Genomic DNA, 16377 nt, shown 5'->3' with positions numbered 1-16377 from the left:
CGAGGCTGCCGACCAGCTTTAGCATGGCGACGAGCTGCCCCCTGTGTCCGGCCTAAATTTCCGACGAGGGCTCCCGGAGAATCGGACCGAAGATCGCGCGGCCGACCTCAAGAGCCTCGTTCATCGCCAAGCTGACGCCCTGCCGGCGCGGCATCTGTTCATCAAGCCAGCCCTGCAGGTGTTGGCTGGAGCAGAAGAACGCGATCGTGGGGCAGCATGAACTGGCTGCCGCATCTCCGCCATAGGCGAAGTCGTACCAAACGACCGCGTCCGATGGTGACACCCTTAGGAGGGCGCGGCTTTCATCGCTGGTTTCCACTCGGATCATCTCGCTGCACATACGGCAGGTCGACTGCACCGGGGCATCAGCGCGATACATGGCCCCGACGCCAAGAGCGTCGATGGCGCAAAGGGCATACATAACCTTCCCCTTGAGCCACACCAAGTGACCCGTCTCCGCCTGCGTGAACGGATAGGCGTACCGGATCGTGTCCGTACCGGGCTCAAGGCCTATAAGGTCGCGCAGTTGCAGCTTGCGCAGCAAGGCCCGGACTCGATCCTCCGAGAGGTTCGCCCCATCGGCGATTTCGTCAATGCGGGGCGGACGACCGCTATCGCCGTAAATGCGCAGAGTCGCACGCCACACCAGGTCTTCGGCCGCCTCGAGCGCATGCGACCACATATCGAGCAGTCCCGCTCGAGCAGCCGTGCGGCCGCCGAGCGCAGCGCGCGCCGCTGGCGTCGTCACGACTGACCAGTCGGGACGATCCACACCCGGCCTGATCTCGACGGCCGTCTCTGTTCGATTGCTGGTCAACATGTCTCGTACTCGCCACCGTTTGGGCAGCTATCCCGCGCAGCAGGACAGCTTGCTGACATCGCGATCGAATGTCTGGGCCGCGAGCTTGAGGCCCTCGACGGTCGTCAGGTATGGGAAGATGGCGTCGGTAAGATCGTCGATCGTGAGCCCGCACCGGATCGCGATCGCCGCCGTCTGGATGCTGTCGGCTCCTTCTGGCGCCAGGATGTGCCCTCCCAGCAGCTTTCGGGTGCCGCGATCCGCCACCAGCTTGATCAACCCCCGGGTGTCGCGGGCGGCGAGCGCGCGCGGCACGTTGTCGAGTGAGAGCACCGAGGTGCGCACGTCGTATCCGGCGGCCCGCGCCCGTGCCTCGGTAAGCCCGACGCTGCCGATCTGCGGGTCGGTGAACACCACGGCCGGCATCGAGGAATTGTCGTAGCGCAGGCTGTCGCTGTTGAGCGCGTTCTTCGCGGCGAGCTTTGCGCCATAAGCTGCCATGTAGACGAACTGGTCCTTTCCGGTGACGTCGCCGGCCGCGTAGACGCCGGCCTTGGAAGTGCGCATGCGGTCATCGACCAGGATGGCGCCCGTGGGTGTCTGGACAACCCCGACTTCGGCCAGCCCCATGTCTTCGGTGTTGGGCGAGCGCCCGGTCGCGACGAGGAGCCGCTCGGCTGAGATCGTCTCGGGCCGCCCGTCACGAACGACCGTGAGCATGACCCCATCCTGCGTGCGGCGAACGGACTCGTAGGCCAAGCCGCCGATCACCGTGACGCCCTCGTCCTCAAGATAGCCAGTGAGCGCCGAGCCGATCTCCGGCTCCGCCTCCGGGAGCAAGCGGCTCCGGAAAACGAGCGTTACCTCGACGCCGACGCGGGCAAAGGTCTGGGCAAGTTCGACGCCTATGTAGCCTCCACCCAACACGATCATGGAGCGCGGCAGCTCGGTCAGCTCAAGCGCCGCAGTGCTGTCGAGAGGATCCACATCCGCGATGCCGGGGATTGTGGGCAGCGCCGGCCGCGTCCCTGTCGCAATGATGATCCGATCGCTGGCAAAGCGCTGGCCGCCGGCCTCGACGCCGCCTTCGACCAAGCGCGCGCGGCCCTCGTGATACGCCACGTTGTTATAGGCCGGCAGGAGATCGGTGTACTTCGCCTGGCGTAGGCCGGCGACCAGAGCGTCCTTCTGGGCGATCTGCGCTTTCCAATCGACCACATGGGCCTGCGCCGCGATGCCGGCAAATTTCGTGGCAGCAGCGTTGGCATGATGCACCGCTTCGGCGGCCCGGATCAGCGCCTTTGAGGGCACGCAGCCGACGTTGACGCAGCTACCCCCAATCGTGCCGTGACCGATCAGGGCGACCTGCGCTCCTTGCTCGGCCGCGGTGATCGCCGCAGAGAACCCGGCCGAGCCAGCTCCGACCACGACGAGATCGTAGCGATCGTTGCCATTCTTTGCGCCTGTGGCGCAGCAATCACTCATGACGTCAACTTTCTTGTGTTTCGGTCGGTCTGGCAGCAGTCGACAGCCGCCGAGGCGGATACTTTTCGCCGGTAAAGTCCGACGCCGACCAGCCCGATCGAGGCGATCAGGATCGGGACCAAAGCGTAGTCCGCCTTGGCCGCCCACGCCGAAAGCCCGACCAGCCCGAACGAGATCGCGAGAATGGGAGTGGCGCAGCAGATGGCCGCGACGACCGTGCTGATGGCGCCTGCTTGGATCAGGGTACGGTCCTTCATGTCGATCAGCTCGGGATCAACGCGCCAGGGCGGTGGATAGCGGCGCAGACGACTGCGCGCTCTTCACGTCCTTGACGGTCGCGGGAAAGCCCGCATTGGTGACGGCCTGGGCCAGCGCTACCGCCGTCGCCTTATCGTCATCGAAGGTGACGGTTGCGGTGGCCATGCCGCCGTGTTCGATGATCGAGACCTGGCTGACGCCGGAGATACGAGACAACGTCTTCTTCACGATCGGCGCGCAGGTCACGCAGGTAACATTCTGCACCTCGAGCGTGGCGGTGCGCGGCGCGGCTAAAGCGGCCCCGGAGATGGTCAAGGCGGCAGCGGCCACGACACTGCGAAACAGGGTCTTCATGTCTGGTCTCCTGGAAGGGTGAAATCCGGAATCAAAGGAACAAGGGCGCGGTGTAGGGAAAACTGACGGCCCCCAGGACGAGCACGGTCGCCGCCCAGAGGCTGATCTTCGTCATGCGGGTTGATGCCGGCGTGGCGCAGGCGCTCCCATCCGCGCAGTCCGATGCTGGCCGGTGATAGACGCGCCAGAATCCGAATCCGAGAAACACCAGCGCCGCGGCGAAGAAGACGGGCTGATAGGGCGCGAGCGCGGTCAGATTGCCGATCCAAGCCCCGCTCACGCCGAGGCTGAAGAGCACGAGCGGCAGGATGCAGCAGGTCGAAGCGCCGAGCGCAGCGATGATACCGCCAGCCGCCAGCAGGCCGTTACCGGCTCTTGGCGCGGCGTCTTGGTCTGACTGAGGCTCTGATACCGCTGTTCTGGAGCGAGTCATCGTGCGCATTTCCTGTCCCTTTCGGCCGATCATGCTACCGTGCCTCCTGTAGTCGCTACAGGAGCAAGGGAATTTTCGATGTGTGCGATCACGCCTTCGAGAGCCGTTTCTTTCACCAGTGGAGAGCTGGCGCGCCTGGCCAATGTGAATGTCGAGACGATTCGGTACTACGAGCGGATCGGAATGCTCGCGGCGCCGCCGCGCACCGAAGGCGGTCGCCGAGCTTATGGAACGGCCGAGGTCAAGACGCTGACTTTTATCCGGCGCAGCCGCGAGCTGGGGTTCTCCATCGACGAGATCCGCAACCTGCTTGGACTAGCAAAGGACGGTCACGCCTGCGGCGAGGTCAAGGCGGCGGCCCTGTCACATTTGGGCAGCATCCGGGGCAAGATCGCCGATCTGCGCCGGATGGAAAGAACCCTCGCCAAAACGGCCGCGCTTTGCGAGGGCGGCGACGCCCCGCGCTGCCCGATCCTCGATGCTCTCAGCGAGTGACGCAAACGTCAGCATGACCGCGGCGGGCATCCCGCTTTCGCTCAAGCGATTTGCCGCGCCCCTATCTCATCTCGCCCTCAATCGTGAAATCGTCGAGTGCGAAACATTGTAGCTCCTGGCGATCTCGGTCATCGATTCCTCGCCGGCATCACGGCGGCGGGCCGCCTCTTCGCGTTGGTGCGGTGTGAGCTTGAACCGCCGGCCGAGCTTCACGCCTCGAGCCTTGGCGCGGGCGCGTCCCTCGCCGGTGCGGGAGCGGATCAGCTCGCGCTCGAATTCCGCCAGGCCGCCCAGCACTGTCAACATCAGCCGACCGTGGGCGGTGGTCGTGTCCGCCCAGTCATCGCCAAGCGATCGAAACGCAGCGCCTTTGTCGGCGACGACGCCAAGGATGTTGAGAAGGTCGCGCGTTGATCGCGCGAGGCGGTCGAGGCGCGTCACGATTACGACGTCGCCGGCGTTCAGCGTGCCGAGCATCTTGTCGAGCTGCACCCTGTCGCGCTTGGCTCCCGAAACCTTCTCTTTGAACAACCGGGATGCGCCGGCGGCCTCAAGTTGCGCGACCTGGGCGTCGAGCGTCTGGCCATCGGTTGAGACCCGGGCGTAGCCATAGGTGAAGGGCATGAAACGGGCTCACATTGCGCACACATAATATGCACAGCGTAAGCCGCTGAAATCATTGCGTCGAGGTGACTGTGCATAATTCTTGATTTATGCATAAGCGCCAGACGGGATGCCGCCACGGTCCCGTCCTGTTTTGACTCAACCCAGCAGCGCATCAGGCAGCATCAAGTAACCTGACGCATTCTTCGACCACATACTCAGGAACGCTCTCGAATTTGTGCGGATTGAGCTGCATCACGTACTCATTTTCAATGTGATACGACTCATTTATGAACTTCGTAATGACGTTGTCCTCGTGCTTGCCTCGAATGATACGGAAAAGCTGGATCTTTTCATACCCGACATTCGTCGCTGCAAACTTAGTCTTCATTGCGGCATCATCGTTTACGACGCCTACCAATGCGTCGTAATCAAAATCGGGAATACGTTTCTTGATTTCTGTTTCAGCCGTCAGCTTCTCTTCCGCTGTCATATCGCGGTTCTCTGTAGCTGATTGAATGGTCGGGACGGCCCGTTTCTTGAATAGGCTTGCCAAAAGATTATATTCGAGGCCCGTATTATCCATAATCTCGTAAAACCGCCTGAGATAAATCGACTTGATCAGATTGTCTCCGGGGGCGCTGACGATCTCGGTGCAGATCTTCGCGAACGTATGGATATCATTCGACTTGATCGGCACTTCGGTCACAACCCCCGCACGCGACGAAAGGAAAGTCGCGGAGGGGTGAGACCCTTCAAAAACCTTGGCCGTGCTCTTGATCACATCGATCGCTGGCTCAATGTCATGAGTGAGCATCAGGGTAGTGCGATCTCTAAGGCTGGCCTTTCCCTTGAACAGCTCATAAAGAATCGCAAATTTCTTGTTTTTGTCGAAAGATGAAATCGGGTCGTCCAAAATGATTATATCCGGATTCTCGCTTATCACTTGGTGCATGAAGAGAACGAGAGCAAACGCATTTTTCTCGCCATAGCTCAGATGTTTTGATGCCGTGTCGATGTGGTCCGCCAGATCCTTGTGAAGGAGCTTCATTTTATACGAATCGGGTTCGCTTATAATGACGACCGTATATTTGTAACCGGCTGATTTCAGGAAGCTGTTTATACACTCCTGATTTTCTTCAATAGCCTTTTTGATTCTTGCTTTGTGCTTATTGATGCTTCCTTGAAGAACGCCAACCTGCTTGATGAGTTCTTCCAGCTGAACATTGATGGGATCGGTGACTTTGCGAGTTTCAGCCGAATCCAACTTCTCGGTCATGCCGAGATCAATTTTCAAAAGCTGGATTTTGTCGGCAATCTTCTCAACGTCACGAAGAGAAAAGAAAGAAATATTGCGGAGCCCTTCAAGCATTATGATCAGAGAATCAATGTCATTTTTCAGACCGCTCAAAAAACTCTTTTCTGGTGCCGTTAATTCAAGCTTCGCCTTCGTAATTTTTTCGAGATTTTCCTGGCACTTAGCGCTGAAATACTTCCCGAGCCGCTCGATAACCGCTTTCAGCGTATTCAGATGCCCGATGGCGGTAGCATCGTATTCCTTGGCGACAGCGAGGGGAATGTCTTTCTGCGCCCCGTCCGGCAAGCTCGTTGAGCAGTATGGGCAGGTGTCACCCAGTTTGAGGAACTCATTGCCCTTGATCTGCCACCCAATCCATTTCGAAGGGTCCGGGCTTTTGATGAATGATGCAAAGGGCTTGAGGGTTTCAGGTATGTTCTCAATCTTATTGCCAGAGCCATAAGCTTTTAACATCTTGCTCGACTTAGGAATCGAGCCATCAGCATTCGTTTTACCGAAAGCGTCACGCAATTCCTTCAGGTCTTTTGTAGTTTGCTCGATCTCGGCATTGTCGGCAAAGGCCTTCTTAATTCCCGCGAATAGCTCTTCGATCTCGAGCATTGTCTTCGAATATTCGGGCGTCTTGATGAATATGTCGAAGCTATTTTTGACGACCTCATCCTGCTGAAAAGCAAATTGATTCACATACTCTTCGTCGAATACGAGGGCAGAATTTATACCCTCAATGCCGCTGACTTTAGGTTGACCGGCTCCAGCCTTACCGCGCCCCTTAAACGGCGCCAACTCTGCCAAACTGCCGTCATTGCGAGCCTGACTCACTATCGCCTTGGCGATAGTGCTCTTTCCGAGCCCATTGGGCCCGTATTTTATGTTTAGACTACCTTGTTTAAGGGTTATGTCGGCGCGATCGATGCTGTTGCAATTCTCAATCTTAACTTGATAATCAGCCATGACATCCCTTCTTTCATTTGTTCTTATTCATCTTGAGATAGGCTGTATGGCGCCGATCGATTTTTGACCTAAGACTGTCGCAAGCCATCAATGAAGCCGCTGATGACCTCTTCCAAGGTTCCGAAGGAGGGTACGTCGCGGAAATGCTCGGCCAGCTCGGTGTGCAACGTCGCCAGCTCCTTCTGAACCGGGTTCACGCCGTGCCCGGCCGCCGCGCGGCCTTGATGCAGCACGTCCCAGGATGAAACCCGGTTGGTCCTGGTCGTCGGCGCGTCGCCATGCTTGCCGAAGCCTTGGACGATCTTCGTTTCCTTGTTCCAGATCGGCTTGAACAGCCGGATAAGGTAATCCTCGGCCGGCGTTTCCCATCCGGTCTGAACGGCCAGCGCGCGGCACTCGAAGTCGGCGATATCGAGCGATTCCGAGGCTTTCAGAATAGTCTTCCGGTGCTCGTTGAGCCGAGCGGCCAGACGGGCGCCTTGTTCGACCGGCGTGCGGGCATCATGCGAGCCTGGCGCGGCCTGTCCGACGTAAATCGGGGTCTCGGTCTTGCTGATGGGCGCGTAAGGCGCGAAATCCCCCGTGTAATACAAGGCGTAGATCCCCGAACCGTACCGTGGCTCGAAAGCATCCAACGGATGGCGTGGTTGCGCGGTCATCGCCAGCGCGATGAAGAAGCCGATGGTGCGGGGGTTCCCCGGGTCGAAAACGTCTTTCGGGCGTTTGATCGGATCAAGTTCCGCGAGCAGCGCGGTTAGCTCGCCCGCCGCGCGCTCGATCTCGGAGTTGAGCTTGCTGCGGCTACGCGGGCTGAGTTCGGTTGCCCTGGCCTGGGCGACGATGTCCGACAGATCCTGACGAAGTTTGGCGACCAGAAGATTGGTCGCGGAAACGGGAGATTTGCTCATTTCTGGCGGGTAGCTCCGGAGGCCGCGACCAAGTGCGTGCGCACATGGCTGGCGATGATGCTGGCGAGATCCACCGGCACGGCGTTGCCGAGCTGGCGCATGGCCTCCGACCAGGAGCCATGGAACACGAAATCATCCGGGAAGGTCTGCAGGCGGGCGCTCTCGCGGACACTGAAATAGCGCAGGCTACCGTCCGGCCGGACCACCATGTTCTCGCCGCCCGGCACGCCATGCACCCCAGCCTTCAGGGTCTTGGCGGGCTCGTCCATCGGACTGCCGGTATGGCCGGGGTAGGAGCGGGCTCCGCCCTGGAATCTGTGGTTCGAGATCTCCGCGGCCTGGCGGGGGCGGAACTCCGGATCGGGCAGGTCGCCGATCGCGTCGCGCACCGTGCGCCAGGGCAGCAGGATCGGCGCCCCTTTGGTCGTCAGGACGCGGTCCTTCCTAGCGACCCGGTGGCGGTCCCAATAGGTACCCGCGGCGCCTTTGTCCCAAAGCAGAGCTTCCTTGGAGTGCGTCTCTTTCGGGAATGACCACTCGATGCCGAGACCGCTGCGGAACCCCACGAACACGACGCGCTCGCGCTTCTGCGGCACGCCGTAGTTGGCGGCGTTGAGAACCCTGTGCACCACCTGGTAGGTCAGCCCGGCGTCGCCGCGGCGACGGCTGGTGTGATGCCGCTCCAGACGGCCCAGGTGGTCTTCCCAGTTCTGGTCACCGCGGCGGACCAGCTCGGGGTAGGTCAGCTGCAGCTCGATGTAGGCCAGATAGCTCGCGAAGCTCGCGCGGGTCAGGCCCTTCACGTTCTCGAAGATGAACGCCTCGGGCTTGGATTCGCGGACGACGCGGACCGCTTCCGGCCACATGTCGCGGGAATCGTCCTGGGCGCGATGCTTGCCGCCAAGCGAGAACGGCTGGCAGGGCGGCCCGCCCGTCACCAGCTGGATCTTGCCCTCGTATTTCTCGAAATCGACCTTCTTGACGTCGCCCTCGGTGGGCGTCGGCCAATTCGCGACCGCGGCGACGCCGCGGGCCTGGTTCTCCCGGATGGTGTCGCAGCACCAGCGGTCCCATTCCACGACGGCCTCGGGCTTGAAGCCTGCCTGGCTCACGCCGATTCCAAGGCCGCCAGCACCGGCGAAGAGTTCGATTGCGCGCATCATCGGTCCGCTAGAAATTCCCTTAGTTTGTTCTCTAATTGTTCTTTATCTCTTAATTCGCACTGCCAGACAACCAGAACGCGCCAGCCGTTCGCTTCTAACGCTGAAATTGTACGCAGATCCCGCGACTGATTCGCCGCGAATTTCGCTTGCCAGAAGTCAATGCGGGTCTTGGGTTGCCTGGCAAGACGGCAGGCCGGATCGGGGTGTTGATGCCAGAAACAACCGTGCACGAATATCACGGCATGGTGCCGCGGAAGCACAATGTCGGGCTTTCCGGGCAGGTCGCGGCGATGAAGCCGGAAGCGATAGCCCAGCCGGTGGAGCATCCGCCGAACCACCAGCGCGGGGCGGGTGTCCTTGCCGCGGATCAGGCTCATCCGCTCGCTGCGCTGCGCGGGCGACAGCGTGTCGGCCATTGCGCCTAGGCTGCCATGTTCGTGCGGGTCTCGCGAACCGCCTTCATCGCCTTTCGATTGCGTTCCATGAACCGCCGCAAGGCCACGAAGGTCGTATGACTGGTGATCGCCGCCGCCAACTTCGGATGCCATTCCGTTGAATCGGAAATGACGACAAGCGCGTCGGTAATCTTGTCGTTCACGATCTCACGGCTGGTTGCTGGAAAGAGCTTCCCGTTCAGCGCGGTGGCGTAGGTTTCGAGGAAATTCAGGTACTCGATAAACGCCTGATCTTTTTCAGGCTGGTCGCTCGCTTTGATCAGCGCAGCCTCGTGATCCTTGGCGTCACGCAGAAATGTTTGCAGGGCCTGCAAGTCGGCCGTCCGCCGCGCGACCATGATCTGCCAGCCAATGAACCCCAGACCGAACACGCCCGCGGCGGCCGAGACGCACTGGCCTAACGCGGAGTAGAAATCGGTCTCGGTGCTCACTTCTTGGTCGAGGCCTGAGCGGTCGCTGCGGGTTGCGCGGTCGTGGTGGAAGCCACGGGAGCCGGTGTCGCCAGCGCTGTTTGCAGATTTCCGGAGCTTAGGCCTTTTTTGAGAAGCTCGGAGCTGAGGCCGTCATTGGTGAAGATTGGTTTTCCGGTCTCGCTGGTCATGGCAAAGTTTCCTTGTTTCGGTTGATCTATAACCCAAAAACTTCTCAAGGCCGCCGACGCCGGACAACGATTTCAAAGCCAATGCGTCGCCAAGGCGCGTATCAGCGGAACGATCGACAGTCCCACAGCACATGCTGCAGCACAGAACCACAGCAGCTGCCGCCGTTGAGCCTGCCGCGTCAGCACTTCCCCCGCAATTCCCGCCAGATGCTGCCGCTCGCGCTTCATCGCATCGGCCTCATCGCGCATCAACCGTGCGGCATCGGCGAATGCGTCGGCTCCGGCGCGCCCGATCGCCCGGCCATGCTGCTCGGGCGTCATCTTTAACGCGGGATGGTTCTGGATCGCGACGATGCGGGCCTCGACTTGGGTCAGCACCTTCGCGACGGCGCCAAGCGTCGGCGTGTAATCGGTCGCGCGCGTCGCGCCTTCTACGATTGCCGGCAGCGCTTCGACGGCCTGGCGCAATGTCGCAACCTCCGCCCGCAGCGCCTCAAACGCCCGCGCCGCGTCATCCTCGCCCGGCTCGTGCTGATCGCTCATCTCACGCTCACCGCTCCATGCCCTTGTCGCGCTCGCGGACATGTTTCGCAGCATCGGGCTCGCGCGCCGCGTCCGACCGGTCCAGACTACCACCGTCTGGCTCTATGCCCCGCGCAGCCACTTCCCGCTGCACCTGGCGCTGCCTCTCGCGATCCATGCCAGCGACGAGCTGCGCGGCGAGCGCCGGCCCGCTCAGCTCGGCCATCGCGCGCTGGCTCAGGCTCTCATGTTCGAGAACGGAGGCCATCTCCTGCGTCGAGCCCGGCCGAGCCTTGTCCATCGCGGATCCAGCTGTCCGAAGCGCCAATTTCTGATGCTCGAGGACGGGCAAATCGGCAGCCCGCATACGCGCGGCATCCTGATAGGCCTTTGCATAATTCTCGACGGCGGCCAGAAGCTGCACCCGCGCGTCAGCGGAGCCCGAGGTCGGTTCGCTCGGGCTCATGCGGCCCTGCTGCCCTGACGCCGCATCGCGACCCTCCTGGGGATCGCCACGCCCTGCCCCGAGTTTGAGCCCGGCGAACATGCTGCGCTTCGCCGCCGGCGTCTCCGTGGTCGGACCAGCTCGCTGAGGCCCCTCCTCGCCGGCAACGCGCTCCTGCCGCTGACCACGATCACCACGCCGATCGGCAGGGGGATCCTTCGCCCCGGAATCACGCGCGAGATCTGCGCGTTGTCTTTCGACGCCCTCGCGCTGTCGAGCCCGGCCGTCGGCGGCGCGCTCGACCTCGATCTCGCTGCGCACCCCGAACCGCTCGGCGATGCCGCGCCGCTCGGCAAAGTCTTGCGCGTAGTCGAGCGTGGTTTCCTTCGACCCGTCGCGGCCGAGCCGGGCCGCAAGCGACTCCATCCCGTTCTTGAACTCGTCCTTGCCGGCATACAGCGTCGCCTGATCGCGATGGCGCGTCATCGACACATAGGTGAGATGCCGGTCCATCGTCCCCGACGCCATGACGAAGGCGCGATCGACCGTCGACCCTTGAGTTTTGTGGATCGTGGTTGCGTAGCCGTGATCGAACGCGGCATAGTTGCTTGTCGAGACCGTCACCGTCCGATCCTCGCCATTGCGCCCCTTGCCATCGAGCGCCGCCGCGATCCGGCCGTCCTCCACCGACGACACCGTCCCGAGCATCCCGTTCTTCACGCCGAGCTCGCGATTGTTCTCCAGGAACACGATCCGGTCGCCAGGCGCGAACGACCGCTTGCCGTCATTGGTCTCGAACACATGCTCGCGTCCAAGGGCACCCTGCTCCCCCTCCCCGCGCGCCAGCTCACCGGCCTCCTGCCGCGCCGCGCGGATGTCGGCATTGAGCGCCCGGACATCCACCCGCCGGTGCGCCATCGCGACGCGCGAGCCCTCCGGCCGCTCGGCCGCATCGGCCATGTAGTCGGCGACGATCGCCGCCCGCGCCTCAGCACGCGTCTCGCTGAACCGCACCCCGCCACGCTCGGCGTAAGCGAACAACCCATCGCCCGTCCTGTGGCGGGCAAAATCGCCCGACGCCTCACGCTGCCAGTCCTCGCGCTGCCGGCGGATGTCCTGCAACTCGGCGAACCCGATCCGCTTCGCGATCGCGCGGAAGGGCGCGCCGGCCCCGATCGCCTGCAACTGCTCCTGATCCCCGACCATGACCAGCTTCGCACCCGTGCGCTCCGCCTCGGCGACGAAGCGCGCAAGCTGACGCGATCCTACCATGCCAGCCTCGTCGATCACCATGACGTCTTTTGGCCCCAGCTCGGAGCGACCGGCTTTCCAGCCATGCTCCCACGACGCCAGCGTCCGCGACGATATCCTTGACGCCTCCTCCAGCCCCTCGGCCGCCTTGCCCGACAACGCCGCGCCATGGACGGCATATCCCTGCCGCTCCCAGGCATCGCGCGCCGCCGCCAGCATCGTGCTCTTGCCGGCGCCCGCCAACCCGACCACGGCCGCGATCCGCTCACCGCCGGTGACATGCTCCACCGCCCGCCGCTGCTCGTCGCTCAGGCCGGCCCGGTCGATCGCAACATCCCGATCGGATTCCGACAAAGCGCCGCGCGCCACCTGCCCGGCCGTATCAGCCGCAACCCCGCGCCGGATCGCAGCATCCTGCACAGCCAACGCCGCATCGACATGCGCGCCATCGACACCATGCGAGCGCGCCTCGCTCATCCGCATCGCCCCGTCAGCCATGCCGCGCTCAAGCGACACCATTTCCTTCGTCGAATATTTCGCCAGAGTGATCTCGCCGTTCTGATCGACCCGCTCGGCCTGAAGCTCGACCAGGGCATCCGACGCCATCACCTTCGCAAATGCCGTCTGGAACGCCTCGGGCTGGTCGATCGAGCGATGCAGCGCCCTAGCAACATCATGCCGATCGAACACGCTCTTCTCGCCGGTGATCAGCGTCAGAACCTGCTCGGGCTTCTCCGAGATCAGATCGGCATTGCGCCGCGCCGCATCTCCGTCGAGCCTGGTCCGCGACACCTCGACCCCGCGCCGCTCCATCTGGGTGGCGAACACCCCCATATGCTCGGTCGGCTCGATCTCCAGCCCGCGCTCCTGATGCGAGCGATGATCGATCCGCACATCAAGCCCCGCAGCCGCAAGCCGCTCATTGGCGACCTGTTCCCAGGACTGGCGGATCTCGCGCATCTGCATCGACGAGGTCGGCAGCCGCTGCGACAGAAGCCACTTGTTCTCCCGCTCGATCGAGGTCTTGCCCAAAAACTCCTCGGAGCCGACAGCCCGAACCGTCATCATCAGATGGGCATGGTGATTGCGCACATCCGTAGCGCCATGCGGCGAGTGGATCGCAAAATCCACCGCCGTCCCATAGCGATCCGCCAACCCTTGCGCAAAGCTCCGCGTCGCCTCAAGCCGCTCTTCCGCGCTCAACTCATGCGGCAAGGCGATCTCGAACTCCCGCGCCACCCGTGCGTCTTTCCGGGTCTCGGCCGCCTCGGCCGCATTCCACAAGGCCGAGCGATCCAAGGCCCAATCCGCCTCCGATCCACGCGGCAAGACGATTTCGGAATGCTCGACGCCGTCGCGCCGGGTGAAGTCGTGCGTGATGCCGTCGCGCTCGTTCGTCAGGCGTTCCCCGGCGCGATACGCCGCAGCCGCGACCGCGCTACGGCCAGAGCCACGGCTGATCAGCTTCATGCTGAGATGGTAGATTGCCAATTCACGAAACCCTGGTTAGCGATAACGGTATCAAGCTCTGAGTTGTGCAACAACTCGTAAGTGCGCACTTAAAGCATCATTCGCTCCGCTCCTGACGCTTCTCGTGGTCCGCCTGCGGCACGCTTTGTGCCAGGACGACCGGCGACGGGATTGGCATGTCCGGTCGCGCTGGTTTGGCTCGAACCGTTCCAATCTTTGCGCCCGGGGTTGGCTCGTCAGGGTGTCGCCGTTAGAATCGGGCGCTTACCCTGATGGAGACGCCCCTATGGCGAGACGATCGATCGAGGAGCGGCTGGCCCAGCTCGATGCCCAGCGCAAAACCCTGCAGGCCAGGCTCGGCCGCCAGGAGCGCGCCAATGACACCCGCCGAAAGGTGCTGCTCGGCGCGCTCGTGCTGCAGCGGCTCGAGACCAGCAAGGATGCCGAGTTCGTCGATCGGCTGCGGGCCTGGCTCAAGCGCGAGCTGCCGGGGTTTCTCACCCGCGAGGGCGACCGGACGCTGTTCCCTGAGCTGATCGCGCTGTCGGCCGACGAGAAGGCTGCTGTGGCGTTTCAGGCTGCTGGTGGCTCTGCCGCTGCGGGTGAGCGTGCCTGATGCTGGCGCGCATTGCTTTCGTGAACATGCTGCGCGCCGCCTGGCGCGATCCGCTCTGGGCGCTAGGCAGCATTGTCTTCGGGCCGCTTGCCGCGATCCACTATGTCGCGAAAGTCGGAGCCATCGCCGGCATCGTCACGCTCGCGCTGCTCTTCGGCGTCCATCTCGCCATGGACGCGATCGGCATGGCCCGGACCTGGCTCCACCTTGCCGGCAATCTCCTCGCCTGCCTGCTTGGCCTGATGACGCTGGCGCGCTTCGTGATGAAGCCGATGGTCGAGAATTTTGGCATGGTCGACGACGACGCGACCCATGGCTCGGCACGCTTCGCCAACGACAATGAGGTGTCGTCGCTGACGCGCGGCCAAAGCGGCCTGCTGATCGGGCGCGATCCCATCACCAAAAGGCTGATGCGCTATGACGGGCCGGCCCATCTTCTCACGATGGCGCCGACCCGCACCGGCAAGGGCGTCGGCACCATCATCCCGAACCTGCTGACCGCGGATCGCTCCGTCATCTGCATCGACCCCAAGGGCGAGAACGCCAGGGTGACGGAGCGAGCGCGGGACCGCTTCGGAAAAGTCCATGTGCTCGATCCCTTCGGCGTCACCGGCATCGCCTCGGCCGCCTTCAATCCGCTGCAGCATCTCGACCCCGACGACATCGATGTCGCCGAGGAAGCAGCCACGCTTGCCGACGCACTCGTGTTCGATGCGCCAGGCGAAGCCGGCGAGGCGCACTGGAACGAGGAAGCCAAAGCCCTGATCGGCGGGATCATCCTGTCGATCGCCGCTGACGAACCCCGCAAGCGGCGCAACCTCGCGACCCTACGCGAATGCCTCACCCTCGCGCCCGAAGCCTTCACCGCCCTGCTCAAGCGCATGCAGGCATCGACCGCGGCTGGCGGCCTCGTCGCGCGCGCCGCCAACCGCCATCTCGGCAAATCCGATCGCGAGGCCGCAGGCGTCCTTTCGGCCGCGCAGCGCCATACCCACTTCCTCGACTCGCCGCGCATGACGGCCGTGCTTGAGAGGAGCCACTTTTCTTTCGCCGATCTCAAGCGCCGCACCGCCACCGTCTTCCTGGTTCTGCCGCCCGATCGGCTCGCGACCTATTCGCGCTGGCTGCGCCTCATGGTGACGCGCAGCCTGTCGGACATGGCGCGTGCGCCCTCCCCTGCCCCGTCAGGCTCACAGGTCGCGCCGGCTGGGCAAGTCGCCGTGGCCGCGCCAGTCCTGTACCTGCTCGACGAGTTCGCGGCCCTCGGCAACCTCGCGCCCATCGAGCGCGCCATGGGCCTCATGGCCGGCTACGGCGTCCAGCTCTGGCCCATTCTCCAGGACGTCCATCAGCTCCGCGCCACCTACGGTCGCCGCGCCGGCACCTTCCTGTCGAACGCCGGCGTCCTCCAGGTTTTTGGCGTCAATGACCATGACAGCGCCCGCCTCGTCTCCGACCTCACCGGCCAGGAGACTGTCGTCTTCCAGACCATGAGCCGCGCGCTCGATTCCGAAAAATCCGGAATCTCCTATGGCGAGCAGCACGTCGCCCGCCCGCTCATGACACCCGACGAGGTCCGCAACATGCACTCGACTGCCCAGATGCTCTTCATCGCCAACCAGCGGCCCATCATCGCCGGCAAGCTGCGATATTTCGCCGACCGCGAGTTCGAAGGCCTGTTCGACCATGCCTGATGCGCGCAACCCCCGCGAGGGCGAGCATTCGGTCCTCGCGCAGATCATCGCGATCCGTCTGCAGCAGCTCGAGGCGCAGAGCCCAAATGCCGAGGGCTTCATCGAAAAACTCGGCGTTGGGCGGGGGACTTATTTCGACCTCCTGCGCGGACGGGGAAACCCGACGCTGCGGACGATCGAAAAGGTCGCCGAACGGCTCGATCAGTCCCTGTTCGAACTGGTCGGCTTGACGGACGCAGAACTCCGGCGCGCGGCGAAGCGCGTCGGGATCGATTATGATGAACTCAAGGCCGCGCTGGCGGACCGAAAGACCGCCGATGGCAGAATCGCGGCGGCGATGACACCAAGGACGTGATCGGACCCGGCGCCAGCGCCGGGAACTCATACATGCGGCCCTCCGGCTCGCTACGGCGCTATGGCAAAGCGCGTTCGCCTCCGGGCCGTCGCGGCAAAGCCGCGAGAACTGATATCTCTTGGAACTCCAACGACGAATCTCGCGACAACCAAGCCAAATAGGCTTTTGCTTGGTTCGGGAAGAGCTTCATTGGCGACAACC

At 62.9% G+C, this 16377-nt stretch carries 18 protein-coding genes; 4 read left to right on the top strand and 14 right to left on the bottom strand.

Annotated features, from left to right (window positions below):
• Positions 1-52: 52 nt before the first annotated feature.
• From merB to AE618_RS22670, 5 genes are read right to left on the bottom strand one after another with little or no spacing between them, the layout of a single operon-like run.
• Positions 53-820 (bottom strand): organomercurial lyase, encoded by a 768-nt coding sequence (merB, locus tag AE618_RS22690; RefSeq protein ID WP_054211351.1) that lies wholly within the window; start codon positions 818-820, stop codon positions 53-55.
• Positions 821-847: 27 nt separating this feature from the next.
• Complete coding sequence (gene merA, locus AE618_RS22685) at positions 848-2284, bottom strand: mercury(II) reductase (protein WP_054211350.1); 1437 nt, start codon at positions 2282-2284, stop codon at positions 848-850.
• A complete protein-coding gene (gene merF / locus AE618_RS22680) occupies positions 2281-2541 on the bottom strand; it encodes a mercury resistance system transport protein MerF (RefSeq protein ID WP_054211349.1) in 261 nt (86 codons plus the stop codon). Before merF ends, merA begins: the two co-directional genes overlap by 4 nt.
• A gap of 16 nt (positions 2542-2557) precedes the next feature.
• On the bottom strand, positions 2558-2896 hold the full coding sequence (locus AE618_RS22675; protein WP_054211348.1) for a cation transporter: 339 nt from the start codon (positions 2894-2896) through the stop codon (positions 2558-2560).
• Between the two features lie 31 nt (positions 2897-2927).
• Positions 2928-3329, bottom strand: coding sequence for a mercuric transporter MerT family protein (locus AE618_RS22670; RefSeq protein ID WP_054211391.1), 402 nt, complete (start codon positions 3327-3329; stop codon positions 2928-2930).
• 78 nt (positions 3330-3407) lie between these two features.
• Here AE618_RS22670 and AE618_RS22665 point away from each other — a divergent pair, with 78 nt between their 5' ends.
• A complete protein-coding gene (locus AE618_RS22665) occupies positions 3408-3824 on the top strand; it encodes a MerR family transcriptional regulator (protein WP_054211347.1) in 417 nt (138 codons plus the stop codon).
• A 66-nt stretch (positions 3825-3890) separates the two neighbouring features.
• On the opposite strand, the gene AE618_RS22660 is transcribed toward AE618_RS22665, so the two are convergent.
• The 9 genes from AE618_RS22660 to traA all read right to left on the bottom strand — a co-directional run bounded on the left by AE618_RS22660 (position 3891) and on the right by traA (position 13532).
• The gene (locus AE618_RS22660) at positions 3891-4448 is read right to left on the bottom strand and encodes a recombinase family protein (protein WP_054211346.1); all 558 of its coding nucleotides are present in this window, start codon (positions 4446-4448) and stop codon (positions 3891-3893) included.
• Positions 4449-4602: 154 nt separating this feature from the next.
• Positions 4603-6696 (bottom strand): AAA family ATPase, encoded by a 2094-nt coding sequence (locus AE618_RS22655; protein WP_054211345.1) that lies wholly within the window; start codon positions 6694-6696, stop codon positions 4603-4605.
• 68 nt (positions 6697-6764) lie between these two features.
• On the bottom strand, positions 6765-7604 hold the full coding sequence (locus tag AE618_RS22650) for an Eco29kI family restriction endonuclease (RefSeq protein WP_054211344.1): 840 nt from the start codon (positions 7602-7604) through the stop codon (positions 6765-6767).
• A complete protein-coding gene (locus tag AE618_RS22645; RefSeq protein ID WP_248310984.1) occupies positions 7601-8767 on the bottom strand; it encodes a DNA cytosine methyltransferase in 1167 nt (388 codons plus the stop codon). Before AE618_RS22645 ends, AE618_RS22650 begins: the two co-directional genes overlap by 4 nt.
• Positions 8764-9183, bottom strand: a complete 420-nt coding sequence (locus AE618_RS27545) for a very short patch repair endonuclease (RefSeq protein ID WP_082365497.1) — start codon at positions 9181-9183, stop codon at positions 8764-8766. Before AE618_RS27545 ends, AE618_RS22645 begins: the two co-directional genes overlap by 4 nt.
• A 5-nt stretch (positions 9184-9188) precedes the next feature.
• Positions 9189-9653, bottom strand: coding sequence for a hypothetical protein (locus AE618_RS22635; protein ID WP_054211342.1), 465 nt, complete (start codon positions 9651-9653; stop codon positions 9189-9191).
• Entirely contained in the window at positions 9650-9823 is a 174-nt protein-coding gene (locus AE618_RS28175) for a hypothetical protein (protein ID WP_156330440.1), read from the bottom strand. Before AE618_RS28175 ends, AE618_RS22635 begins: the two co-directional genes overlap by 4 nt.
• A 72-nt stretch (positions 9824-9895) precedes the next feature.
• The gene (locus tag AE618_RS22630; RefSeq protein WP_156330439.1) at positions 9896-10408 is read right to left on the bottom strand and encodes a DUF6118 family protein; all 513 of its coding nucleotides are present in this window, start codon (positions 10406-10408) and stop codon (positions 9896-9898) included.
• On the bottom strand, positions 10374-13532 hold the full coding sequence (gene traA, locus AE618_RS22625; RefSeq protein WP_054211340.1) for a Ti-type conjugative transfer relaxase TraA: 3159 nt from the start codon (positions 13530-13532) through the stop codon (positions 10374-10376). The genes AE618_RS22630 and traA overlap by 35 nt, the downstream gene beginning before the upstream one ends.
• A 265-nt stretch (positions 13533-13797) precedes the next feature.
• Here traA and AE618_RS22620 point away from each other — a divergent pair, with 265 nt between their 5' ends.
• From AE618_RS22620 to AE618_RS22610, 3 genes are read left to right on the top strand one after another with little or no spacing between them, the layout of a single operon-like run.
• A complete protein-coding gene (locus AE618_RS22620; protein ID WP_054211339.1) occupies positions 13798-14127 on the top strand; it encodes a hypothetical protein in 330 nt (109 codons plus the stop codon).
• Positions 14127-15821, top strand: a complete 1695-nt coding sequence (locus AE618_RS22615; protein ID WP_054211338.1) for a type IV secretory system conjugative DNA transfer family protein — start codon at positions 14127-14129, stop codon at positions 15819-15821. The genes AE618_RS22620 and AE618_RS22615 overlap by 1 nt, the downstream gene beginning before the upstream one ends.
• Positions 15814-16176, top strand: coding sequence for a helix-turn-helix domain-containing protein (locus AE618_RS22610; protein WP_054211337.1), 363 nt, complete (start codon positions 15814-15816; stop codon positions 16174-16176). Before AE618_RS22615 ends, AE618_RS22610 begins: the two co-directional genes overlap by 8 nt.
• Positions 16177-16377 lie beyond the last annotated feature (201 nt).

The sequence above is a fragment of the Allobosea vaviloviae genome (assembly GCF_001298265.1).
Classification (GTDB): Bacteria; Pseudomonadota; Alphaproteobacteria; order Rhizobiales; family Beijerinckiaceae; genus Allobosea; species Allobosea vaviloviae_B.
This window is presented reverse-complemented; position numbering and strand designations above follow the sequence as displayed.

Excerpts from the sequence above, each read along its gene's own strand:
- merB (WP_054211351.1), bottom strand. The coding sequence starts at position 820 with ATGTTGACCAGCAATCGAACAGAGACGGCCGTCGAGATCAGGCCGGGT.
- merA (WP_054211350.1), bottom strand. The coding sequence starts at position 2,284 with ATGAGTGATTGCTGCGCCACAGGCGCAAAGAATGGCAACGATCGCTAC.
- merF (WP_054211349.1), bottom strand. The coding sequence starts at position 2,541 with ATGAAGGACCGTACCCTGATCCAAGCAGGCGCCATCAGCACGGTCGTC.
- AE618_RS22675 (WP_054211348.1), bottom strand. The coding sequence starts at position 2,896 with ATGAAGACCCTGTTTCGCAGTGTCGTGGCCGCTGCCGCCTTGACCATC.
- AE618_RS22670 (WP_054211391.1), bottom strand. The coding sequence starts at position 3,329 with ATGACTCGCTCCAGAACAGCGGTATCAGAGCCTCAGTCAGACCAAGAC.
- AE618_RS22665 (WP_054211347.1), top strand. The coding sequence starts at position 3,408 with ATGTGTGCGATCACGCCTTCGAGAGCCGTTTCTTTCACCAGTGGAGAG.
- AE618_RS22660 (WP_054211346.1), bottom strand. The coding sequence starts at position 4,448 with ATGCCCTTCACCTATGGCTACGCCCGGGTCTCAACCGATGGCCAGACG.
- AE618_RS22655 (WP_054211345.1), bottom strand. The coding sequence starts at position 6,696 with ATGGCTGATTATCAAGTTAAGATTGAGAATTGCAACAGCATCGATCGC.
- AE618_RS22650 (WP_054211344.1), bottom strand. The coding sequence starts at position 7,604 with ATGAGCAAATCTCCCGTTTCCGCGACCAATCTTCTGGTCGCCAAACTT.
- AE618_RS22645 (WP_248310984.1), bottom strand. The coding sequence starts at position 8,767 with ATGATGCGCGCAATCGAACTCTTCGCCGGTGCTGGCGGCCTTGGAATC.
- AE618_RS27545 (WP_082365497.1), bottom strand. The coding sequence starts at position 9,183 with ATGGCCGACACGCTGTCGCCCGCGCAGCGCAGCGAGCGGATGAGCCTG.
- AE618_RS28175 (WP_156330440.1), bottom strand. The coding sequence starts at position 9,823 with ATGACCAGCGAGACCGGAAAACCAATCTTCACCAATGACGGCCTCAGC.
- AE618_RS22630 (WP_156330439.1), bottom strand. The coding sequence starts at position 10,408 with ATGTCCGCGAGCGCGACAAGGGCATGGAGCGGTGAGCGTGAGATGAGC.
- AE618_RS22620 (WP_054211339.1), top strand. The coding sequence starts at position 13,798 with ATGGCGAGACGATCGATCGAGGAGCGGCTGGCCCAGCTCGATGCCCAG.
- AE618_RS22615 (WP_054211338.1), top strand. The coding sequence starts at position 14,127 with ATGCTGGCGCGCATTGCTTTCGTGAACATGCTGCGCGCCGCCTGGCGC.
- AE618_RS22610 (WP_054211337.1), top strand. The coding sequence starts at position 15,814 with ATGCCTGATGCGCGCAACCCCCGCGAGGGCGAGCATTCGGTCCTCGCG.